At 40.6% G+C, this 21,522-nt stretch carries 20 protein-coding genes; 10 read left to right on the top strand and 10 right to left on the bottom strand.

From position 1 onward, the window contains the following. From ABDV71_RS14985 to ABDV71_RS14975, 3 genes are all read left to right on the top strand, one after another. Nucleotides 1-930 (top strand): tetratricopeptide repeat protein, encoded by a 930-nt coding sequence (locus ABDV71_RS14985; RefSeq protein WP_343533941.1) that lies wholly within the window; start codon nucleotides 1-3, stop codon nucleotides 928-930. Nucleotides 931-1,121: 191 nt separating this feature from the next. Continuing rightward, nucleotides 1,122-1,304: a hypothetical protein gene (locus ABDV71_RS14980; RefSeq protein WP_343533940.1), complete on the top strand. Its 183-nt coding sequence runs from the start codon at nucleotides 1,122-1,124 to the stop codon at nucleotides 1,302-1,304. A gap of 216 nt (nucleotides 1,305-1,520) precedes the next feature. Continuing rightward, nucleotides 1,521-2,228 carry an NADAR family protein gene (locus ABDV71_RS14975; RefSeq protein ID WP_343533938.1) on the top strand — a complete coding sequence of 236 codons (708 nt, stop codon included), beginning with the start codon at nucleotides 1,521-1,523 and terminating at the stop codon, nucleotides 2,226-2,228. 91 nt (nucleotides 2,229-2,319) lie between these two features. Here ABDV71_RS14975 and ABDV71_RS14970 read toward each other — a convergent pair whose 3' ends face one another. Next, on the bottom strand, nucleotides 2,320-2,940 hold the full coding sequence (locus tag ABDV71_RS14970; RefSeq protein WP_343533937.1) for a hypothetical protein: 621 nt from the start codon (nucleotides 2,938-2,940) through the stop codon (nucleotides 2,320-2,322). Between the two features lie 6 nt (nucleotides 2,941-2,946). Here ABDV71_RS14970 and ABDV71_RS14965 point away from each other — a divergent pair, with 6 nt between their 5' ends. Together ABDV71_RS14965 and ABDV71_RS14960 are read left to right on the top strand one after the other, a co-directional pair. After that, nucleotides 2,947-3,078: a hypothetical protein gene (locus ABDV71_RS14965; RefSeq protein WP_343533936.1), complete on the top strand. Its 132-nt coding sequence runs from the start codon at nucleotides 2,947-2,949 to the stop codon at nucleotides 3,076-3,078. A 62-nt stretch (nucleotides 3,079-3,140) separates the two neighbouring features. Beyond that, entirely contained in the window at nucleotides 3,141-3,317 is a 177-nt protein-coding gene (locus ABDV71_RS14960) for a hypothetical protein (RefSeq protein ID WP_343533935.1), read from the top strand. Nucleotides 3,318-3,411: 94 nt separating this feature from the next. On the opposite strand, the gene ABDV71_RS14955 is transcribed toward ABDV71_RS14960, so the two are convergent. Next, nucleotides 3,412-3,615: a hypothetical protein gene (locus ABDV71_RS14955; protein ID WP_343533934.1), complete on the bottom strand. Its 204-nt coding sequence runs from the start codon at nucleotides 3,613-3,615 to the stop codon at nucleotides 3,412-3,414. A gap of 435 nt (nucleotides 3,616-4,050) precedes the next feature. Here ABDV71_RS14955 and ABDV71_RS14950 point away from each other — a divergent pair, with 435 nt between their 5' ends. Then, the gene (locus ABDV71_RS14950; RefSeq protein ID WP_343533933.1) at nucleotides 4,051-5,094 is read left to right on the top strand and encodes a hypothetical protein; all 1,044 of its coding nucleotides are present in this window, start codon (nucleotides 4,051-4,053) and stop codon (nucleotides 5,092-5,094) included. Nucleotides 5,095-5,191: 97 nt separating this feature from the next. Here the strand turns inward: ABDV71_RS14950 and ABDV71_RS14945 are convergent, their stop codons facing one another. The 5 genes from ABDV71_RS14945 to ABDV71_RS14925 all read right to left on the bottom strand — a co-directional run bounded on the left by ABDV71_RS14945 (nucleotide 5,192) and on the right by ABDV71_RS14925 (nucleotide 13,234). Further along, nucleotides 5,192-7,060, bottom strand: coding sequence for a HAMP domain-containing sensor histidine kinase (locus tag ABDV71_RS14945; protein WP_343533932.1), 1,869 nt, complete (start codon nucleotides 7,058-7,060; stop codon nucleotides 5,192-5,194). Nucleotides 7,061-7,213: 153 nt separating this feature from the next. Then, nucleotides 7,214-7,684 carry a GNAT family N-acetyltransferase gene (locus ABDV71_RS14940; protein WP_343533930.1) on the bottom strand — a complete coding sequence of 157 codons (471 nt, stop codon included), beginning with the start codon at nucleotides 7,682-7,684 and terminating at the stop codon, nucleotides 7,214-7,216. 76 nt (nucleotides 7,685-7,760) lie between these two features. Next, the gene (locus ABDV71_RS14935) at nucleotides 7,761-9,272 is read right to left on the bottom strand and encodes a RagB/SusD family nutrient uptake outer membrane protein (protein WP_343533928.1); all 1,512 of its coding nucleotides are present in this window, start codon (nucleotides 9,270-9,272) and stop codon (nucleotides 7,761-7,763) included. Between the two features lie 6 nt (nucleotides 9,273-9,278). Next, nucleotides 9,279-12,431, bottom strand: coding sequence for a TonB-dependent receptor (locus ABDV71_RS14930; protein WP_343533926.1), 3,153 nt, complete (start codon nucleotides 12,429-12,431; stop codon nucleotides 9,279-9,281). A gap of 260 nt (nucleotides 12,432-12,691) precedes the next feature. Beyond that, complete coding sequence (locus tag ABDV71_RS14925) at nucleotides 12,692-13,234, bottom strand: cupin domain-containing protein (protein WP_343533924.1); 543 nt, start codon at nucleotides 13,232-13,234, stop codon at nucleotides 12,692-12,694. 538 nt (nucleotides 13,235-13,772) lie between these two features. Here ABDV71_RS14925 and ABDV71_RS14920 point away from each other — a divergent pair. The 4 genes from ABDV71_RS14920 to ABDV71_RS14905 all read left to right on the top strand — a co-directional run bounded on the left by ABDV71_RS14920 (nucleotide 13,773) and on the right by ABDV71_RS14905 (nucleotide 18,159). Next, entirely contained in the window at nucleotides 13,773-15,008 is a 1,236-nt protein-coding gene (locus tag ABDV71_RS14920) for a hypothetical protein (RefSeq protein WP_343533922.1), read from the top strand. A gap of 312 nt (nucleotides 15,009-15,320) precedes the next feature. Then, nucleotides 15,321-16,139 (top strand): hypothetical protein, encoded by an 819-nt coding sequence (locus tag ABDV71_RS14915; protein WP_343533920.1) that lies wholly within the window; start codon nucleotides 15,321-15,323, stop codon nucleotides 16,137-16,139. Between the two features lie 256 nt (nucleotides 16,140-16,395). After that, nucleotides 16,396-17,361: a carboxypeptidase-like regulatory domain-containing protein gene (locus tag ABDV71_RS14910; protein ID WP_343533918.1), complete on the top strand. Its 966-nt coding sequence runs from the start codon at nucleotides 16,396-16,398 to the stop codon at nucleotides 17,359-17,361. A gap of 108 nt (nucleotides 17,362-17,469) precedes the next feature. Beyond that, nucleotides 17,470-18,159 carry a hypothetical protein gene (locus ABDV71_RS14905; protein WP_343533916.1) on the top strand — a complete coding sequence of 230 codons (690 nt, stop codon included), beginning with the start codon at nucleotides 17,470-17,472 and terminating at the stop codon, nucleotides 18,157-18,159. Between the two features lie 360 nt (nucleotides 18,160-18,519). On the opposite strand, the gene ABDV71_RS14900 is transcribed toward ABDV71_RS14905, so the two are convergent. The 3 genes from ABDV71_RS14900 to ABDV71_RS14890 form a co-directional block, all read right to left on the bottom strand. Next, nucleotides 18,520-19,494 carry a cytochrome c gene (locus ABDV71_RS14900; protein WP_343533915.1) on the bottom strand — a complete coding sequence of 325 codons (975 nt, stop codon included), beginning with the start codon at nucleotides 19,492-19,494 and terminating at the stop codon, nucleotides 18,520-18,522. 116 nt (nucleotides 19,495-19,610) lie between these two features. Next, nucleotides 19,611-20,333 carry a response regulator transcription factor gene (locus ABDV71_RS14895; RefSeq protein ID WP_343533914.1) on the bottom strand — a complete coding sequence of 241 codons (723 nt, stop codon included), beginning with the start codon at nucleotides 20,331-20,333 and terminating at the stop codon, nucleotides 19,611-19,613. Then, nucleotides 20,330-21,349: a histidine kinase gene (locus ABDV71_RS14890; RefSeq protein ID WP_343533913.1), complete on the bottom strand. Its 1,020-nt coding sequence runs from the start codon at nucleotides 21,347-21,349 to the stop codon at nucleotides 20,330-20,332. The genes ABDV71_RS14895 and ABDV71_RS14890 overlap by 4 nt, the downstream gene beginning before the upstream one ends. Nucleotides 21,350-21,522: the final 173 nt, after the last annotated feature.

The raw sequence follows: 21,522 nt of genomic DNA, 5'->3' as shown, positions 1-21,522 counted from the left end.
ATGAAAAAATATATCCTTACTTTATTTTTTAGCCTTTACGTTTATCATCAAGGCTTTGCATGCATTAATGGTGATTATCTTGAACTGGCAGATGCTAGTTTTTTATATGAAGATCCCATTAGAAATGTCCCTTATGGACATGAAATAAATCGAAAGGAACTGACTGCAACCTTGCTAAGAATGGATAGTCTTTACAAGCGCACCAACGATATCGCTTACCTGTCGGATAAAGGTTTGGTGCTCATCTTTTTGGGACGGTATCAAGAAGCCATCAACATTTATCTTGAAATAGAGTTGAGCCGCCCAGACCGATATATTACAGCTGCCAACTTGGGTACAGCTTACGAGCTCGCTGGCCAAAATGAAAAGGCACTACTTTGGATTAAACGTGCCGTAAAAATTGACCCAGGGTCGCATCATGGATCAGAGTGGATTCATGTAAGAATTTTAGAAGCTAAAATAAAAGGCGCAAACTATGTCAATAGCCAATACTTGCTTAAAACTAACTTTGGCGATGGCGCTATTCCGTACAGCACTTACAGCGAAGAGCAACTTTCCGACCTTTTTAATGCCCTATATTACCAGCTGAACGAAAGAAATACCTTTGTTAAGCCTAAAGATGACATTGTTGCCGTGCTACTTTATGATCTGGGAAATATTGCCTTTTTAATTAATAATTTTAAAGATGCCATGAGGATCTACCAATTGGCAAAAAAATATGGTTTTGATCCTAAACTTTGTGATGAAAGAATTATTGAGGCGGCAACCTACCTTAAATTGGGTAAAAAGGTAGACCGAACCCAAAAGGTGCCAATATCGAAACTAAGACAAAGCACAAAAGCTAACTACTATCTTGTGGGAGTTCCAATCGTCTTGATAGCGGTAGGAGTGGTAATCTATATCAGAAGAAAAAAGAGAAGAAGCATTTGATGTGTTTAGCATTTCATCCACTTGGCTCAAGTCTCGTGTTTTGTGCTTAGCAAGGAAGATTAGCTTAACCTTATTTGGTTTAGTGTGGCACAAGATCTACTATAGCGCTTTCCTTTGGCGCTAAAACTTGTGCTAAGGTGGGGTATTTAACAAATTAACCTGACTTTAGTATTTTAGAAAGAAAAAAAATTATGACAGTAAAAGAAGGAAAACGCACAAAACAAGCATTTCAAGAGTATAGATTCAAAGCATTGTTATCAGTATTAACAGACGAACAGCGTGAACATTTTAATGTTTATATAAAAGAACATCTTACAGATTATAAATCTACAATATCAAAATTATTAGCCCCAAGTGACGTAATGATGTTATGAATCAACTTAACAAAGTACAGAAGTTTGGTTAGGTTTGTATATAAATACCGAAATCATAACCTCGTTTGAAGAAATAAAAAATACCTCTTGTAAGTACTTTTATAAATAAAGAATGGTATTGTTAACTAGATGGTAGTATTGGCTACCTACAATTATAAAATGAAGAAGCACTACGATATCAATTGGTTAATTGAAAAGTTTGAAAGTGGAGACACTTTGAAATATATTTTCTTTTGGGGACATACCAATAAATATAATGAAGAGGCTGGAAAATTTTGTTTTAGCCAATGGTTCGAAAGCCCATTTACGGTAAATGATGTCGTTTTCAAAACTGCTGAGCATTGGATGATGGCTCAAAAAGCGTTGTTATTTAAAGACAAGGATATTTTTGACAAGATCATCAATTGTGACAAACCAGGGGAAGCAAAAGAACTTGGTCGACAAGTTTTAAATTATAATGATCAAATTTGGGATGAAAAGAAATTCGACATTGTAAAACTTGGTAACATTCATAAGTTTAATCAATATCCTCAATTTGCAGACTATCTGCTAAAGACCGAAAACAGAATATTGGTTGAAGCAAGCCCCTTAGATATCATTTGGGGTATTGGACTTTCGCAAGACAGCGATGATGTTGAAAATATTTATACATGGCGTGGCCAAAATTTATTAGGCTTTGCGTTAATGGAAGCAAGAGATTTTTTAAAAGAATTTGGGCACTTTAAACCGCTTGATAATTCATTTCAAGCACCGTGGATAAAATTCTCAAATATTGATAGTCAAGATGTGTTTTGGAAAATGGGACAAGGGGAGGACTATTTAATGGAATTTAGTAGTTATTACCAAAATTTAACTGACAGAGAAAAATTGGTTTATAAATTAATAAATCCTCAGCCTTATGAGTGGGATAGTTTTTATGACTAAACGAAGAAACTTGCACTGAAACCTATAATCTTTTTACACAAAAAAAGCAGGCTTGCCCTACACAAACCCGCTTTTCCATAGTTGAAACGTTTTACTGTACAATTCGAGACAGAATTTCAGAAGAGGCCTCTTGCCCCTTGGTACCTATGGCTTTGATACGGCCATAAATGCGGGTGCCACTGCGAAGCCCCCTAATGGTCAATTCTTTGGTGGAGGCCGAGAGGGCTGTCCACTTCGTCTCCTCGGCAGGGGTTTCGTCGGTATATTCAAATAGATAAGAAACTGCAGCGAGTACCTTTTTACAGGAGAATTTTAACTCGCCATTATTTAAACCTTCCGATATTTTAAAATCTGTTGGCGGGATGATCAAAGGATTGCTTTCGCCGGCGTTGGCGAGGTCGAAACCGCTGGACAGCAATTTGGCCCGGTCGCCATTGGCCTGTGCGTTCACTTCGAGGGCCAATTGGTACATGGCCTGTACCAATAATAAACGCGACTGGTTTTTTAGCGCTATTTTAACACGGTCGCGTGAGGTGACCAATGCCAATGCCGCTTCAAAATCTTCCTGTACGGTAGTGAAATTAGCGAGGCTGAGCAAAGCAACGTTAAAATTTGGATTGTTTGTTAAGGAGTTTTTAATGTCTATGGCCTTTTGGTTCAAATTAGCATCAGACAGTTTGCCATAGTTGGTTAATAGTTTTGAAATTTTCATAAAAAAATGTTTATCCTGAAAACCATTTTCCAGGCGGATAAGCAATTTACGCCATCCTATTTTACCCTTAGACAAGAAAGTCCAAAACTGGGCAGTATTGGCCAAAACAGGGAAAGAAGGGATAAAAAGAGGAAATAATGGCCTTAAATTGGCAAACTAGGGCAATAATGGCTGTGTTTGGGCATATTGATGGCCATTAAATGGCTGCTCACCCAAAAGAAAAGTACTCAGAAAAGCAAGAAAGGTTCTTGGAAAAAGAAGAAAGGCCTTTAGCAAAGGAAGAAAAGTACTTGGCAAAGGAAGAAGCATGCTTGGAAAAGGAAGCATATTGCTTAGCAAAGGAGGAAAGAGATTTGGAAAAGGAAGAAAGGGGCTAAGCAAAAGAAGAAAGCCGATTAAAAAAGGAAGAAAAAGTACTTTTACCCGAAAGAAAGATTTTTTCGGGTATGCAAAGGTACTTTTGGAATGCCCTTATTCTCCAAAAATAGCTTGGCGGGCATCCACTAGTGAAATGTTAAAATAATCTCGCAGGTGGTAAATGGTAATCCGCTTGGATTTAGGCAAGTTAAACTCTTGGCGTATATGGTTATAAAGCTTATAACGGGCCTTGTCGCAAGCACAAAAGTTATGAAGGTCATCAGGGTACAAAATTACCCGAGGTGTTTTCTTTTCCATAGGTAGCGTTTGAGATGAATTTAAATATGGAGGAAGAGGAGCTATTTCTATCGTAAGATCATCGCGTCATTTTTGTCGTATTTTAAAATGATAAGTGTTATAATCAGGTGTGGCTATGTGCTCCACAGGGTTTTGAGCCTATCTGTTTTCTTTAATGGAGCTAAGGTTTTGGGGTAGCCATCAGGTATTGATGTTAGTGTTTTTGTGAAATAGTTTCTCATTTGGTTTAATGGTTTGAAAAACTAATTTATGGTTTAAGTAATTAAAATACAAGAGTTTATGTGCAATTTTTTTCGTTTACAACCTGTATGTGTAACGAGGGTTTGGCATAACTTAGCCAAAATTGGGGAAAGAAAGTGCCTGGCAATAACGCCATCACAAATAACCCTAATTTCTACCCAGTAGAGAATTCTCAAATATTTTCTATCTTGGGGGATGTTCAAATCGCTTAAAACCCTCTCTATATGCTCGCTGCTGATCTTGTCATCTGCCGTTAGTGCGCAGCAGAGCTACCAAAATCCAGAAGACAAAATAGAAATCGATCCTACACAGATTTATCCTCAATTGGTGGTAAATAAGGCCTGGAAGCAAAAGGTGACCTTTATAAAAGGACGTGATACGCTTGATATCAATCGTTTTGATGGTCAGGGACGTAAAATTTATACCAAGAGCTTTTATGAAGGCAGGCCCGAATCGATCACTACCTATACCCATAGCAAGGATGGTAAAACATGGAGCTGGCGTTCAAACCGATTAAAGAATAAAACGGTTTGGACCAGTAAAACCACCTATCTATCGCCAGGCGTTCCATTACAATTTTACAACATGGACTATAATACCAAAGGCGATACCGTTGCCAGCCAACGTGCCCTATTCAGTTATGATGCTGCCGGGAACCTGTTGCAACGAAGTGATTTTACCGCAGGCAGGTTGACCATACAACGAAAATACCGATACAAAGGGAAATTAATGATAGAAATGACCAGCCAAATGACGGGTTCTATTTCAAAGAAGCGCATGCAGTATCGTTATGATGTCGCCGGAAATTTGATCGAATCAAAGGAATTCTATGAGCATCCCAAAGAAAATACCTTAATGAAAACCGTTCAATATGTATGGAAAAATGGCAAACTGGCTGAGAAAATCTCTAAGGAAGAGATTGGTGAAAAGCGAACCTTCCATTTCTCCTATAGCTATGATGCCAAGGGAAGACTATCGGGCTACACCGCAAAATCAGGGACCAACTTTAAAGAAGCAAAATTTTTGTATGAAGGTGATCACCTGAAGAAAATTACCATGGGTTTCAATTCCAACGTATCTTTTCCCGATGCCCTGCCGATATGGAATGCAGGAACATTTACGGGCACCATGGTATACCAAAAGATTTTTGACTACAATGAAAAAGGCGATCTGGTAAAAGTAGAAGATTTTTATGGGACCAGGCTCCAAAATTCGTGGAGCTATGAATTTAGTTATTGAGTACTGGGAATAGCTGTTGAGGTAACAGTAATCTTTATAAATATAGCGCGAATGCGGCATGGTAGAATTAGGATGGTTTGGCAATAACGCATCTATCTTAAGTTAACGGCAGTTCCACATAAAAAACTGTTCCATGATCTGCCTCGCTTTCAAACCAGATTTTGCCGCCATGGGCTTCCACAATTTGTTTGGAAATGGCCAAACCCAAACCAAAAGATTGTTCGCCAGTGGTACCTTTCCTTTTGGCATCGGTAAACATGTCAAAAACCTTAGCGGCAATTTCCTCGGGAATGCCAATCCCGTGGTCCCTAACGGCAATACATACCCGATCGGTTTTTTGCTGTAAAGTCACCTCAATAGCAGCACCTTTAGGGCTAAACTTAATGGCATTGGCAATCAGGTTGCTGATCACTCGCCATAACTTCTCCTGATTAGCTAAAATGCTGATCGCGGGAGCTGCCTGCAAACGGATCTGTTGTTGTTTTTGTGCTGCTTTGTGGTGCAGCAGTTCCACACAATAGTGTAGCATTTCGACCAAATCAACCGATTCCTTTTTCAGGTCATCTTTTTTGGTTTGGATCAGCAATAGATCATTCACCAGATCTAAAGAGACTTTTCCAGTGGTTTTGAGCATTTCCAAATACGCTTTGTCCTCGTCCGTACGGCCATCATCCGCTAACATCATAGATGCGATGGAGTACATGCCACCTATGGGATTGCGTAGGTCGTGTGCCACAATCTGCATCATGCGGGTATTATCCTCTTGGCTCTGCTCCAGTGCATGCAAGGTTTTCTGCATGGAAGCATTTTGTTCGCGAATGGTCTTGTTCAGTACCAATAAACGTTTTCGGTTATGCCATACCTTAAGCAGGGCCAACACCACTACGATCAGGCAAGCTCCAAAAACGATCAGGTAGCCTGTTTGTTGTGCATTTTTTTGATTCAGTAATCGGTTGTCGTCCTGTACGGCATTGTATCGTACATAATCGCTGATGAACTTTTTTGATTTTTCCCATTCGGCCGACATGGCCTCTTCCAACTTCACATGCACATTGATGATCGCATCCTTATCGCCCAGCTGCTTGGCCATTTCCAAAGCATTCGTTAACACATAAATTTCTATGGATTGGTCTCCGCTTTTCAATGCCACTTCATGAGCCTGATAAAGGTAATCAAGTGCTTTTTTGGGCTGGTCATCGTAATAGCCGGTCATGAGAAAAAGGGCATTAATTTCCATGCTGGTATTCCCAATGCGCCGACAATCGGAAATCAATTGCCTGATCAGCGGTAATGCTTCCTGTTTCTTGTGCTCCAAGATCAATAAACGTGTTTGCCACAACTGAATATAGATCAACATCCGTTCGTCTTTGTAGCGATGGGCAATTTCGGCAGATTTGTTCAGGTAATATTTGATGCTATCGGCGGTAAGATCAGAATTTCGGTTACAATAGCTGATATATACTTCCGACATGATGCTGTCTTTTTCCAATTCCTTTCCCGTTTGGATGGTGCTTTGTAAAAGCGATCGGATCTTTGCCCTGTCGGAAATTCCTTTGTTCAGCACCTCAATCTTATCCAGATTTACCCGAATCATTTTCTCGGTATCCTTGGTTTTCTGATAATAGGGTAATATTTTACCAAGCAAATCCAGCGATTCGGCATATAGCCCTCGTTTAAAAAAGGCATAGGCAATTAATTGGTCGGCATCTTTTTGACCTTTAAGGTAATGTAAACGAGCGGCAATGCGCTTGGCATTTAAGCCGTAATAAAAGCAGCTATCTGCATTTCTGCTACGATAGAGTGTGCCCAATCTGTTGAGGCCGTTCACCAGGCTAACACTGTCCTTAACCAAAGGCAGTGCACCAAGTTGCTGGTTGATCTGTTGGATTTGACTTTGTGCAATATAATGGCAAAAACAAAGCGAAAATACCAAGAGCAAACGGAATATCGGTTTGATATATGTCATGAGCGAAGGGTGAAAACTATTTAAAAATACAAATTTAGAAACGTTTAAAAGCGTTTTCTTCTAAAGTTTGGCTTGTATTTAAATATCCAACTTCGCACAGGTGCTGTATTTTGGGCTTAGTAGGGCAGGGCTTGATGCCGTAAATTGATAAGCTTATGGTATTTCTTTTTCCATGATGGCGATAGCTTTATCAGCATGTTGGAGATGTTGAATGGTTTTCCAGTTCATGGAAGCATAAAGGGCCTGGGCAGTGGCGGTAAATAAATGCAATTTAGAAATACCCCTTTGTTTGGCTATTTTCTCCATATGTTGGCACAGTAAAGTGGCATAGCCTTTTTTTCGATGTGAGGGTATGGTGTAAACCAAAGCTAACCAGTAGTCAAATTTTTTCAGTGCTGGGTAATGTTTCACTATGCCCACGGTTTGATGTAGGCCGGCGGTAGCCACCGGAAAATCATTTACGGTTAATACAAGTTGTAGCTGTAGTTTATGCGAGCTCACTTCCGTTAAGAGATGAAGTGTTTTTTCTACGGGAAGCTGCCATTCTTGTTGGTACCAGTTGGCTAAAGTTTGCCTTAAAGCAACATCATTGATGGTTAGAACGTGATATTTGAGCTTATTCATGTAGCATGTTGGCGGTAATATTGCTAAATTAATATCAGAAAGACCAACTGCATCATGCAGTTGGTCTTTATAAAGGTTATGGATTTTGAGGCCCAATGTTTGGATTGGCGTCAATTTCTGATCTAGGGATCAAAAACTGCCACTTATTGTCGCCAGCGGGGATCAGCATCACATTGGATACCGAAGTGCTGGTAAAGTTTGGCACTACGGTTCTGTCCAAGGCCAGGTTCAATCGCTTAAGGTCGGGATATCTAAAACCTTCGCCCCAAAGTTCTATCCGTCTGTTGAACAATATTTCGTTGATCAAACTGGCTCCTGTATTACTGCTCTTCACTGCGCTGGCATCTCTTTTGGAGGTTAATACAAATAGCGCATCCTGAGCGAGGCCATTTTGCGGAGTGGCCAATTTTGCATAGGCTTCAGCTAAGATCAAATACATTTCGGCACTTCTCATGAGCGGAACGTCGCCCAATGAAGGATCGCCCACATTTTTAACAGCGTATTTCCTGCTCATATAAGGTACCCTTGCAAAAGCGGTAGAAGGCAGGGGGAAATTGGTTGCGGTAGGTGCGGCCTCCCACATTTTCTTTCTCACATCTGTGGCAGGTATTTGATCATATAAAGCCTTGTTGATCAATTTTGGTGTGCCTCTTTGGTAAGAAGTATTGGCATTATAGGCAATTTGCGCAAAAAAGGATCCAAAGGTATCGCCCTGTTCGGCATTGGGCATCATTGCCCACATCACTTCAGAGAGTGCCGGAGCATTATTGAAACCACTTTGATAGGCCGTTTGGTCCATTAATGGAAAAGCACCACCATCAATCACTTGCTTGGCAAAGTCAATGGCCGTTTGGTAGTCTTGCATGGTGAGGGCTACTCTTGCCTTGAGTCCCTTTGCTATCCAAATATTCGAATGGCTTTTATTTAACCTGTTGGTTTGGTTAAGTGCTATGGCGGCATCCAAATCTTTATTGATCGCGGTGTATATTTCTTCTACAGATATCCTGGGCTTCTTGGTATCTGTTGAGGTTAATAATAAGGGTACCGCTAATTGGGCATTGGGTTTGTTGTTGGCATCGTAGCGTTTTCCATAAAGCTGCACCAAATAGGAGTAGGCATAGGCCCTTAGTACCAAAGCTTCGGCTTTTACCCGAGCTTTTCCATCGTCGGTTCCGGTTACGTTATCAATATGGTCTAAAATAAAGTTTGCATTACCGATCATGCGGAAAAAGGTCCTGTAATAATAGAGGTTGGAAGCATGGGTGTCGGTTCTGGGCGCAATCCAGTTTCCCTCACCGGTAGAGGTAAACCAGGTGGCATTCACCTGATGTAAATCTTCGCCCATAAAATCAAGGCCCAATAATATGCCTCCAACACCGGGTTTCCCCTGGGCGTTAGAAGTGGTGGCATCTGTTCTTTGGAACATGTACCTATATATGCCGTTAAGAACGGAGGTCGCATTTTCTACACTGGTAAATACCGCATCTGCCTTTACCTTGTCGGTTGGGGTAGTATTAAGGTAGTCTTTTTTACAGCTAGCGATAGCGAAGCACAGGGCAATGCCCGATAATAAAATTGTCTTCTTCATATTTTGTTATAATGAAAGATTAATACCAAAACTGATGATCCTGTTTGGTAGGTAAGTACTGCTGTTTACACCATCAAAGGCTTCTCTTGGATCAAGGCCCTTACGTTTAGAAAAAAGTAAGAGGTTTTCGCCGCCAACAAATAGCTTGGCACGGTTGATATTCACTTTGCTAAGCCATTGCCTAGGTAGTTGATAAGATAGGTTTACGTTGGTTAAACTTAAATACGAGGCATCTATCAGCCATCTGGTTGAAGCTGCGTTGATATTGGTCGTATTGCCCACATCCAAACGCGGAATATCACTTCCCGTATTGGTAGTGGTCCAAGCCTTTAGGGCATCTTTGTGCAGGGCGGCTCCGTAAGACAAGCTCATTAAACCTTGATAATTGCTATCATAAAATTTCCCGCCCAGTTGGTAGTTCACCAAAAACGATAGCGAAACATCCTTGTAGTTAAAGGTATTGGCAATAGACCCAGCTAGATCAGGTATTGCCGTACCCGAGTAATCAAACTTTGCAAAAGTTTGGTTGGTTACATATTGCTGGCCATTCACTGTTCTCATGCTGGTTGCTGCTGTACCCTCTGCCGGAATATACAGTGCCGAACCATCCGAAGGGTCTACACCGGCATATTGCCTTAACCAGTACGCATAAAAGTCTTTACCAACTTCTCTTCTTTTGGTTCCAGAAATAATGGTAGGCGTTTCAACTGGCATTTTGGTAATTTCATTTTTAAGAATGGTCCAATTGGTAATAAGGTCCCAACTAAAGTTATTGCTTTTAACCAATTGGCTACCCAATTGCAGCTCAAAGCCTCTGTTTTCCATAGAGCCAATATTGGCCAATCGTGAAATAACCGGATCCGATTGTGGAAGGGGCAAGCTGAAGATGAGCTGCCCTGAGCCTCGCTTGAAATATTCAAATTCACCATATAGCTTTCGTTTAAATAGGGAGAATGTTAATCCCGCATTGGTAGTCTTTGAAGTCTCCCATTTTAAATCGGGAGTGGCCAAAGAGCTCAGTAGCACCCCACCTTCAGAGTTGTTGTTCCATCCCAAATCGAAATAAGGATCATAGGCGTAAAAAGAAGATAGGGCATTGTTGCCTACCTCGCCATAGGAAATCTTTAATCTCAGGTCATCGATCCAGTTTTGCTTTTTAATGGCTTCCTCTTTGGAAATACTCCACGAAGCACCCGCCGAGAAAAATGTACCCCATCTGTTATTCGGATGAAATCTTGAACTGCCGTCTCTTCTCAATGAACCTTCCAGGAAATATTTTTCATCATAATTATAGGTCAGTTTGGAGAAATAGGATTCTATCGCATCTTTATTGGTTACACCACTTGCACCTAATATGGAAACAAAGTTCCCGAGTTCGGTAATTCCCAGGGCTACGATACCAGATTTGGCTACATTGAAGCTTTTGGCGGTATAATTATAATTTTCATGGCCTAAAGTAACGCCAAACGTGTGTTTGGTGAATGATTTATTATAGTTTAGGATCTGGTTGAAGGTGTAGGATCTAACGGTGCTGCTGGTATTGGAAGCATAGCCATTATACGATACTCCATCGCCAACCAAAGGGCTCCAAAATATATCGGCACCATTATTTCTGATGTCGATATTGATCGTAGGAGTAAAGGTAAAGTCTTTCAGAAACCGAAGTTCTACATACCCTCGTCCGCCGATCGAATTTCGTTTGGAGAGATTGTCATTTAACATAGTTTCGTAAATAATATGACGACCTGGTGAAGCACCTTGCGGACGATTGACTGCTCCGGGATGGAGTCCGTAATCGTACCAGTTCATTTTTTGCACGCTGTTATAGATCAGGTTCCCCGCGGCATCTCTGGCGTGTACCGGATAAATGGGACCAATTCCCCTAGTGAAGCTAAATACATTCACAAAGGAAGTAGCATTTCCGGTAGAACTATCGTAGGCATTGTTGAGGTCTGAAAGCGTGGCCGACAGGTTAAAGCCCGTTTTAAGCCATGGTTTAACCTGCGAATTGGCATTGATCCTGCCGGTAAACCTTCTGATATCTGATTTAAGGATATAACCTTTGTCGTCCAGATAGCCTAATGAAGCATAGTAGTCGGATTTTTCATTTCTGCCAGAAAAACTCAAATTAACATCGGTCCGTTTTCCTGTTCTTTCCAATGGCCCAAACCAATCGAAATCATCATATAGCAAAGCTGCGTTTGGGTTGATTTTGCCGTCGGTGCCTACAATGGCGTTATTGGCTACATTGAAAGGGTTATAAACCAACTGGGTTCTGATGTTGTTGGTCGCATTTTGAGCTGCGGTAGCTTCTGGTTGGGCCGGAGAGGCCGAGAACATATAATTGTTCTTTAAGGCCTGCCAAAAAGCGGGGTAATACTCAAAGGCATTCAGCCTTTCATATTCTGGAATTGACCTTTCAGAAAAGCCTTGGTTAATGGATGCGTTGAGCTGGGATGCGCCTGTTTTACCTTTTTTGGTGGTAATAATAATGACACCATTGGCCGCTCTGGCTCCGTATAGGGCCGAAGAGGAAGCATCTTTTAGAATAGATAGGTTGTCAATATCATTCACATTAATATCTCCAATGCTACCATCGTACTGCGAACCATCTAAAATGATCAAGGGCTCGCTAGAAGCAGCAAAGGAACCAAACCCTCTTAAGCGGATGGAAACTCCCGAGCCAGGCTGCCCGTTGGCAGATGAGGTACTGATGCCTGGTGAAGCTCCGGCCAATAACTGTGTAGCATTGGTAACGGTTCTTTTTTCGATTTCGGCAGTACCAATGGTGGCTACAGAACCGGTGATGGCTTGTTTTTTCTGGGTGCCGTAGGCCACTACCATTACCTCATTAAGGCTTTTTACATCTGATTCAAGTGAAATGTTAAGCACGCTTGCATTGGCAATGGGAACATTTTTTTTGATGAAGCCAATGGAAAAGAACTCTAGGAATTTGGTTTCCATATTCACCTTTAGAACAAATTTGCCATCAACATCGGTTTGGGTGCCTACATTGGTGCCGGTTGCGCGAATAGAGGCACCAGGAATAGGTTTTCCATCTTCCTGTGAAGTGACCGTTCCCGTAATGGTTCGCTGTTGGGCGAACAAAGACAGGCAACATGTAGCCAACATCACTAACAGTAGTAATTTTTTTTTCATGTTTTTGATTAAAATTTATGTGATAAATTAATTTCGAAAGTTAGGTGGCCTGTAAAACCTATAATGTTTCCCCATCACCTTTTTGAGATTTGGAAACCGAACTTGGAATGGTAAAAGTGAGCATTGCCAAGGCATGGGTGTTGCCCTAAAGGCGGGGAGTTTTATATGGGGTAAAAAAACTCCTAAAACCAAAGATCCCTTTCTATGTAGAAAGGGATCTTTGGTTAAACTTTAACAGCTATGTTTCTTTTTCTGGAATATTAATAATTGCAGAATCTTTCAATAAGTTGTTGATCGATTTTTTTCCGTTTGGCAACCTTGTTCAACAAAGTCATTAATGGAGACAGCAGTGACATGATGCCTGACTGGTTCATATCACTCATTTTACTGACTACGGCAAGTTCAAGCAAGCTGAGGGGAATGCCCTGATGATTTGTTTTTCCATCTGAAGCAAGCCCGTAAAGAATAGAAAGTGCATTTTCAAAACCTTGGTAGCCAGGTTTGATCACCGTAGTAAAATGCACTGGTTGATCGGATTCATTCGTAAAACGATGCGCTTTCCCTTTTTTTACCGTAAACAGTCCATGTGGTTTCAATTTGATCTTTTGATTTCTGAGGTATAAAGTAAGTTCTCCCTGGGTCACCATAAATACCTCATCAAAATTGCGATGGTAATGCATTGGTGTTCCGCCGCCGGGCATTAACTTGACTTCCAGTTCGCTAAATTCTCCATTCGTTTCGCTGGAGGTATGTACAAAGGTGACTTCATCCTTTATCACAGGGTTGATGATCGTTCTGTTCATGTTGTCGGTTCTATTAATTCGACAATTTTATAGGATTGATATGGTTTTTAAACCGAGCATAGACATACAACCGATTTTGAAGACAGAATGCATGTTTTTAGCTTAAATCATGTCTTTTTTCAAATGTCCCTTATTGTTAGGAGACTCCATCTGCACTGCTGTTAAAAACTAATGATAGCGTTTTTTTGAATTGCCCGCTTTACCCATAAAAAAAGCCGGCACCACATCCATGATGACGACTTTTAAATTAACTATTAACTATTCCTAAATTTTATAAAACTAGGATATACAAAAATAAGGCACTCCCATTACCTAAAATGTTCCTGCAACACCAAATGAACTTTAATTGGGAGGCTATTAAACGAAAGGTCATTTAGCATTGAATTAAAAAATAGTGTCGTTGGTCTGCATACTTAGTTGTCTATCTACAATTCTTCCTTATCAACTAATGTATGGTCAGCTTTGTAGGATGGTTTGATAGTGTACTGAACCATTGTTTCTTTACGAACATATGCTAAAACAAAGCAAGAATAACGAGATGAAAAAGAAAGTAAATTGGCTCTATGGGCTGCTGTTATTGGTAGTCATAGTTTCCTGTAAGAAAAAAAATGAAAATCCTGCCGATCCAACACCAGAAAAAGATATTCCGGGAGCGGTACGTACCAAGCATGGCGAAGTAGTAGGTACATCAACCAAACAGATCATTGGTGCAGATGGGGGTAGTTTGGAAATTCCCAATAGAGGGGTCAAACTAAGCGTTCCCGCTGGTGCATTAGAAACCAATATAGAATTCAGTATTCAGGAGGTAGAATATCTGTTGCCTTTTGGGGCCATTGGTAAAGCCTATCGGTTCCTGCCCGAAAATGTTACTTTTAAAAAGGATATAGAAATTACCATACCCTTCGGACAGTTATCTAATACCTCTTCAAAGGCACTTTCCCTAGCATATCAGGATAACAAAGGTTATTGGCATATGGTAAAGCAACCTATAGTTGATGAATATAAAAATACGGTAACAGCAAAGACACGCCATTTCAGTGATTGGGGAGTGGTATCAACGCTTTATATCAATAATTCTGGTAAGGAAGAACTCAGTGCTGGCGAAACCACCAAATTGGAAATCAAATTTATTCCAACTAAAGAAAGTCCAGATAATGATGACTTGCTGGATATTGTCGTTACGCTTGCAGATACGAAGGTAAAAAAATGGTATGCAAGTGCCACGGGTGCGGTAATATCAGGTGGACTTACAACCTCGGTAACCTATAAGGCACCAGAAAGCATTAACACGATGGGTTCTACGAGTATATTTGCCGTAGTGTTTGTTGATGGTCGTGAAATAACCTTAGCGTGTTCTTTAATGCTGCTTCCAGAACAATACTGTGCATTAAAGATTGCCAGTAACTACCTTACCTTTGATGATATTGACGTGCTATCTGCACAAGATATGTTTATCAACTTTTACGGAAATTACAAAGAATATAGGTTCCATTTAGAGGCTCCTGATCATAACGTAGGCAAAAAGCCTTTCGGCAGAGATAAAGCCTTGGTATCTACCTATATTAATGGCAAAGACTATTATACCTCTGCCTATACGCAATGCGATGGACCAGAGTTGTATTATACCGATGGTGAAATTGTAGTTACTGAGGTTAAAAACGGTCTTGTGAATGGAACAGCAAGTGGTGTTTTAAGATTGAAAACTTCTGGAACATCTTATTGCTTTGGCGGAGAGATTTCTTTTTCAGCCAAGTTTAGGTATAAAAAGCCTTAAAAGAACTTTAATAATCAATTAAATAAGTAAGGAACTGCTCATCAAAAGGGTGGTTTTTTAATGTTATGTAATAAATGGCCAATTGTCTCTTCAATGAGCTTTTGGTCATTTTTTTTGAAGGGAAAGTGATACAAAGTTTTAGAATATGCTGCTGTTATCCGCTTCAAGGTATCCCGCGTATTTGCATGGGTGAAGATTAGGAAGGAAAAGATAAATTAGAGCCCTCTGTCGATGATTGTATGCCTTCTATCTATGCTTCTTAGACCACCTTTCCTGGCACACTACTTTTACTTCATTAATAAGCGAAATGATATGAAAAGAAAAAATGTAAGGTACAAATTGCCGCTAATGTTATTGGTATTTGGAATGGTAATGGTGGGCTGTAAAAAAGATAAAGGAGATGCTGCATCTTTACAGGAAGCACCAAAGGATACTTTTATTCCACGCCTAAGTACAAAATATGAATATCGTATTGCCGAAGAAGGTGTAGCCGTTGCTACCGCTACCAAGTGGATCGATGGCGGAAAGGATTCCTCTGGTATTAAAGTATATAACCTTCATACCAATGTAGCCTCTCCTTATGGAGACATGGCATTAGACAATAGCCTCTATGTAGCCAATGGAAAAACTTATACCGGCTTTAATATGCCCGATGCATGGTATGCCTTGGTTACCGAATTGAAAAAGACCCCCGGCATTGAAGTTATTGAAGCAAGGACCACAGGCTTTCCAGGTTATATGGTGATGGAGAACAGTATTAAAGAGGGCAGTAAATTAACGTGGGAAATACCCGGCAAAACAGGCCAATACTTAAAGTATCTGCAAAAATCTTCCGGAAGCAATATCACTTTGGAAATGACACAGGAAATTACCCAGCTTCCGGGATCTGCGGTAATGGTAGAAACCATTACGGTGCCTGCGGGAACTTTTACCTGTAGCAAGTTTGTTTACAACTCCAGTCAACGGCAGGAAATAAAGATGGATAATGGTCTAAAAATGGTGAGGGTAGGTACTGAAAATGTGGCGCTTTGGATGGCACATGGCATTGGTGTGGTAAAACAAGAAAATACAACCGATTTTGATGGTGCTACCAGTACCTCTTCCATCGTATTAACCAACACTAAAAAATAGCCTCAAACTATATAGTGATCAAACAAGCGCCTGCGCTAAATGCCACCAGATTTAAAATTAGTTTAGTTTCATATGTTAAAATGTGCTCCAGTGATTTTCACTGGGGCTTTTTTTAGCTAATGGTTTTAAAAAGAGCTAGCGCATATCAATGCAGTTCGTCATTAATTATGGGGTTATTAGGGCCTAAATATGGTAGACTGTCGATGTTGGTTGCGGCGGAAACTACGGGGGCGCAATTTTGGGCCTTTAAAACGATATGATGTATAAAAGATTATTCCTTGCAACCTTAATATTTGCGGGTTGCTCAAAAAAGCCCGAAGGTGAACCCAATCAGGCCTGGGGCAAGCAGCCCGATCTTATTCCCATTGCTGGGCAGGTTACCTTAACGGTTGCCGCTGATGAACCATTTGTTAACGTAATGGGCAATGCTAAACCCGCTCTTCCTAACTTTCCCGCTATTGAAGTAAAAAAAGGATTTTTAAGAGGTTATGTTGCCGATATGACAGGTAAACCACTAGAAGGAGCCTATATTGGTATTAGATCTACCATAGGAACCACTAATGGTGCCCACGCAGTGAGCAATGCAAATGGATATTACGAAATTTCACTGCCCTATGGCGCCATTACCTACTATGCCACAGGTTATGAGAAGGAATATGGACAGGGCAAGGCAGTGATGGGACTTTTCCCGGCTGATGATAATACCACAGGCTTTGCTTCTGAAAATGGTCAGGTAAAGAATTTTGTACTCCAATCTTACGGACTGGGCAACAAATCGGAAGTTGCAGCACAGCCAGGTAATTCGACCAATTACTATGGTGGGGCCATTTCTTTCGACTATAGCATAGATTGGGACGGAAACATCCCAGAATATTTACCAAAAAACGGAACTATTGAAGTGACACTGGTACCTGAAGGACCAGGTATTTTTGGAGAGAACAGAACCTTTGTGATCAAGAAAAATATTGGCATAGCAGCACTTACCGCATTGAATATTCCCGTAGGTAAGTATGCCATTAGTGCCAAACTTTCGAACGGTACACCTTTAAAAATGCAAGAGGTAAGACCTTATGCCGGTTCATTTCCCTTATGGGGGCTCAAACCTTTGGGACCTACAGCTACAGCCACGGTAATGTTCACCCCAATTTTTCAATATACCACACAAATGGCGGTAGCGCACAAAAGCAATTGGCAAAGCTTAAATATTAAACTAAGCAGGTAATTGCCATCAAGATCGGCAATGCCACAAAAGCTAATTAAATGACAACGCTATAGATGGGCTTTATGCCAATCCAATTCGAAAAAAATAAAATCAATAATTATAATTTAAATGAGAAACTTAAAATCCGTTTTATGTTTGGTGGCTATTTTTGCGGCCACCGAAGTTAGTGCCCAAGTAAAAAAAGTTGCAACTGTTAAAAAGAGTACACAGGTACAGCAAAAGAAAGCTGAACCAAAACCCATTGGAGAGGCACCTGTTGCTGAACCAAAATTATCAACAGCTAAAGTTGAGTTAAAGGAAAAAGAAACAACCGAGCTTACACCCAAAGCTGCGGGAAAGGAAGCTGCCACTATTGTTAATGAGGCAACTGCTCCCTACAAAGCTGCCATTGGTGTTAAATTTATGTGGGGCATTGCCCTTACGGGAAAATATTTCTTTAAAAAAGATCAGGCATTGGAAGCTATTTTGCGCTACAGGGGATATAGTGGTTTGGGCAAAGATATTGCCATTACCGCATTGTACCAATATGAAAAACCTATTGTAGAAGTAGCTGGCTTGCATTGGTTGGTAGGGGCAGGGCCTTACTATAGCCATTTCTCCTATAAAGAATCTATTTATTCTTCCTACTATCCATCGTCGGGAAGTTCAAGCTACGGCGTTGTGGCAATGGCAGGTCTGGAATTCAAATTTCCAAAAGCTCCTATTGCCATTAGTGCCGATTGGATGCCAGCCTTTGATTTTAATGGAGGAGGTTTTGGTGCAGAAAGTGGAGGATTTGGAATTAAGTACACTTTCTAACCGCTCAAAATTTTAAGGGGAAGAGAGCCCCCTATTTCGTAGTAGTGTTGGCCGACACGTCATTGATTGACGTTGTCGGTTTTTTTATTGACATGCTGCTGCATAAAAGTCATACTGTGCCATTGATGAGCTAAAAAGAGCCGATGGAAGTTGAAGCGATTACCCTTGACGAAATGTTGGTTTATTGGATAGATAGCATTGTATATCAGTTTTACAGCCTGGTTGATGCTGCTCGTATTTATTTTTACTCATATCATAGATAATTGTAAGTATCAAGAAGGCAAAAAAAAAGCCCTGCATTTTCGCGGGGCTTTTTTTTAATGCTATTGAGCAATGCTTGAAGTAGGTATGATGAAGTGCCTACTTTTTATAGGTCCTAACTTCCACTTTGTTTGCAATGGGTTTAAGACTTTGTAGATAACTGTAGATTGCGGAAAGGTCTTGGGTGGTCATTCCACTGTACATTTTCCAGGGCATTGGGGTGTTGAGCTGGCCTTTTTCTACTTTTATTGGACCTTGATTGTTGTTGTCGTAGGACTTAAACTTGGCAATAAAAAGTTCAGGGGTCCAATTGCCAATGCCCAAGGTAGGATGTTTGGTAATGTTAGGTGCCCTGATAATTCCGGCAGGCTGCACGAACTCCATGCCGCCGCCAAAGGCAGTTCCTTCAACAATTTTTCCCTTATCTTGTTTACTGTGACAATCTACACAGCCAGCAGCGTTCACTAAATAGGCACCATATTTAAGGGTGTCCGAAGGCTCGGGACGAACTTCGTGTTCGGCAGGTTTTGGTCCCAGTTTGTTGAGCAAGCTCACGGGGAAATCTAATTCAGTTTTAGGGATATTTTTTTGAATAGGTTTGAGGGTTCTGATATATGCAATGATGCTTAAAACATCATCAATGCTCATTTTCCCAAAACGTGGATAGGACATTAAAGGAAATAAGGCGTGGCCGTCTTTTCCTACGCCGCTGGTAATTGCTCTATAGATTTCGCCATCTGACCAGGCCGAAAGTGCTGCGGGAGTAAGATTTGAGGAATAGATCTTACCAGGAAAGCCAGCATTTTGATCAAATACTTCGCCGCCGCCGCCCTCTGTGCCCGGTATCACCGGACCGCTAAAAAGGCTCCAGTCGCGTTGGCTATGGCAGTCTATACAAACCGCTACATGGTTGGCCAAGTATTTGCCCCTTGTAATGCTAATACTGTCGCCCTTGGCAAAGAGTTTGGGTGGTTCATTAACGGTTGGTTTGGTAAAATTAATATAGAGGCCAGCCCCTAAAATTACGAATAATACAATGGCAATAATAATGCCTAAAAACTTTAATATTTTCATTTAAAACCTTAATTAGGCTGCTAAAATGAAAATAGAAGCAGACATATACTTGTTTGGTAGATAGATGACGTAATATGATCGATATACACCATATTAACCCTCACAAGAAGTAAAAATTAAACGCCTATGGCCAATCTTTTTTTACATTCTGCTTTGTAGTTTCTTCCAATGGGCAACTCCTTGCCAAGGATTTCGATGGCATAGGAATGATAGCTTTCAATTTTATCCATAGACACCATAAAAGACCGATGGATCCTAATAAATTTATCTTCCGGCAGCAGTTCCTCCAGTACGCCAATCTTCTGTTTGCTAATAAGCGTTTTATCTTTCAAGGTAATTTTAATATAGTCTTTTAAACTCTCCATCCAGTAAATATCATTCACATTGATTTTGACCCTTTTTCTGTCTATCCTCAAGTAAAGGTAATCTTCTGCTCTTTGTTCATTTACATGTACTGGAGTGTCGTTTTTTTGATGTTGGAGTTTGAACAGGTCAAACACTTTGTCCATGGCCTTAAGGAAACGGTCAAACGGAATAGGTTTGAGTAGATAATCCACCGCATTTAGGTCAAATCCATCAAGGGCGTAATCTTGATAGGCAGTGGTGAAAATTACCTTTGGTGGGTTTTTTAAGGTCCTGATCAGATCGGTGCCCAATAGTCCGGGCATCTTGATGTCTAGAAAAATCAGGTCGATAGGTTTATCTTGAAGAAGCTGAAAGGCGTGCACTGCATTATTGCAGGTGCCTACCAGTTCCACCTGTGAAAAGTCGTTGATGTATTTCTGGATGATTTCTATGGCATGTGGTTCATCATCCACAATAAGGGTCTTAATTTTCATAAACCTTTATTTTCTATAGTTAATGCTGCAAATGATGGATCAATTGGATTGCTTTTTTCTTTTTTGGATACCGATGAATTGGACATGGATTCGATATGCAGAATAACGGCAAACATATCCTCCTCGTCATGTATCATTAAATGGTGTGTTTCTGGATAGATTAGCTCTAGGCGTTTCCTAACATTGGCCAGTCCTATCTTTCCAAAGTGGGAACGGTATCCTTGCTGATGCTCCATGGGTTTGCTATTGGATACTTTAAGCTTAATGGAAGTGGGCTCTACCTCAAGTACAATATTGATCCAGGCATCGTCGATCATCTCGCTAGCACCGTGCTTAAAGGCATTCTCAATCAAAGGAATCATCAGCAGTGGAGCAATATGCTGTCCGGTAATTTCTCCCTTAATTTTTAAATTAAGATCAAGCTTGTCTCCATAACGAAGTTGCTCAAGGGCAATATAATTTTTAATGATCTCTACATCTTTTTTGAGCAGTACATAGTCGGTATTACATTCATAGAGCATGTACCGCAGAATCTGTGATAAGTCTAATACAACATTGGGAGAGGCAGGAGAATTGTTCAAGGTGAGGGCGTAAAGGTTGTTGAGTGTATTGAACAAGAAATGTGGATGGATCTGTGCCTTAAGGAAATTAAGTTCTGAGTTGAGTGCCATTTGCTTACGGTCGTACCACATGCCTACAAACTTGATCAATAGTCCGCCCCAAATAATGGTATTGCTCTGTTCCAATGCATGGATCATATATTGACCATTAAAAAACTGCTCTGCAAAGGTTCCCTCAATTTTTTTCCATTTAAAATCTGGGTTGATAAGCTTCAGTTGTTTGAACAGGTAAGGGTCGGCAAAGAAAATTTCAATTAGCCGATAGCAACAGGTAAAAAAAGCACAGGCCAAAATGAATGAGACGCTTAGGGCAATAAAGTTCCGACGATAGAGGAACTTGGGGATAATGAGGGCACTAACGGTGTAATAGTAGGCAATATGTATGGGAAACAACATGAGCACTAACTTAAATGCCAGGGAATACCCAGATAGGCCCACGGAAAACATAAAAGTCAATACGGCAAGACATATACCCCAGAAAATGAGATGACGAAGAAGTCTTTTACGATGTAACCAAAGTTTAACAAACATGAGCTGCGGACAGGGCTGGGATAAAATTCATGGAAATG

It is taken from the genome of Pedobacter sp. (genome assembly GCF_039594775.1).
In the GTDB taxonomy this organism is placed as follows: Bacteria; Bacteroidota; Bacteroidia; order Sphingobacteriales; family Sphingobacteriaceae; genus Pedobacter.
This window is presented reverse-complemented; position numbering and strand designations above follow the sequence as displayed.

Bases quoted from the DNA above. Each gene is read 5' to 3' on its own strand.
- ABDV71_RS14985 (WP_343533941.1), top strand. From the start codon at position 1: ATGAAAAAATATATCCTTACTTTATTTTTTAGCCTTTACGTTTATCAT.
- ABDV71_RS14980 (WP_343533940.1), top strand. From the start codon at position 1,122: ATGACAGTAAAAGAAGGAAAACGCACAAAACAAGCATTTCAAGAGTAT.
- ABDV71_RS14970 (WP_343533937.1), bottom strand. From the start codon at position 2,940: ATGAAAATTTCAAAACTATTAACCAACTATGGCAAACTGTCTGATGCT.
- ABDV71_RS14965 (WP_343533936.1), top strand. From the start codon at position 2,947: ATGTTTATCCTGAAAACCATTTTCCAGGCGGATAAGCAATTTACGCCA.
- ABDV71_RS14960 (WP_343533935.1), top strand. From the start codon at position 3,141: ATGGCTGCTCACCCAAAAGAAAAGTACTCAGAAAAGCAAGAAAGGTTC.
- ABDV71_RS14955 (WP_343533934.1), bottom strand. From the start codon at position 3,615: ATGGAAAAGAAAACACCTCGGGTAATTTTGTACCCTGATGACCTTCAT.
- ABDV71_RS14950 (WP_343533933.1), top strand. From the start codon at position 4,051: ATGTTCAAATCGCTTAAAACCCTCTCTATATGCTCGCTGCTGATCTTG.
- ABDV71_RS14945 (WP_343533932.1), bottom strand. From the start codon at position 7,060: ATGACATATATCAAACCGATATTCCGTTTGCTCTTGGTATTTTCGCTT.
- ABDV71_RS14940 (WP_343533930.1), bottom strand. From the start codon at position 7,684: ATGAATAAGCTCAAATATCACGTTCTAACCATCAATGATGTTGCTTTA.
- ABDV71_RS14935 (WP_343533928.1), bottom strand. From the start codon at position 9,272: ATGAAGAAGACAATTTTATTATCGGGCATTGCCCTGTGCTTCGCTATC.
- ABDV71_RS14930 (WP_343533926.1), bottom strand. From the start codon at position 12,431: ATGAAAAAAAAATTACTACTGTTAGTGATGTTGGCTACATGTTGCCTG.
- ABDV71_RS14925 (WP_343533924.1), bottom strand. From the start codon at position 13,234: ATGAACAGAACGATCATCAACCCTGTGATAAAGGATGAAGTCACCTTT.
- ABDV71_RS14920 (WP_343533922.1), top strand. From the start codon at position 13,773: ATGAAAAAGAAAGTAAATTGGCTCTATGGGCTGCTGTTATTGGTAGTC.
- ABDV71_RS14915 (WP_343533920.1), top strand. From the start codon at position 15,321: ATGAAAAGAAAAAATGTAAGGTACAAATTGCCGCTAATGTTATTGGTA.
- ABDV71_RS14910 (WP_343533918.1), top strand. From the start codon at position 16,396: ATGATGTATAAAAGATTATTCCTTGCAACCTTAATATTTGCGGGTTGC.
- ABDV71_RS14905 (WP_343533916.1), top strand. From the start codon at position 17,470: ATGAGAAACTTAAAATCCGTTTTATGTTTGGTGGCTATTTTTGCGGCC.
- ABDV71_RS14900 (WP_343533915.1), bottom strand. From the start codon at position 19,494: ATGAAAATATTAAAGTTTTTAGGCATTATTATTGCCATTGTATTATTC.
- ABDV71_RS14895 (WP_343533914.1), bottom strand. From the start codon at position 20,333: ATGAAAATTAAGACCCTTATTGTGGATGATGAACCACATGCCATAGAA.
- ABDV71_RS14890 (WP_343533913.1), bottom strand. From the start codon at position 21,349: ATGTTGTTTCCCATACATATTGCCTACTATTACACCGTTAGTGCCCTC.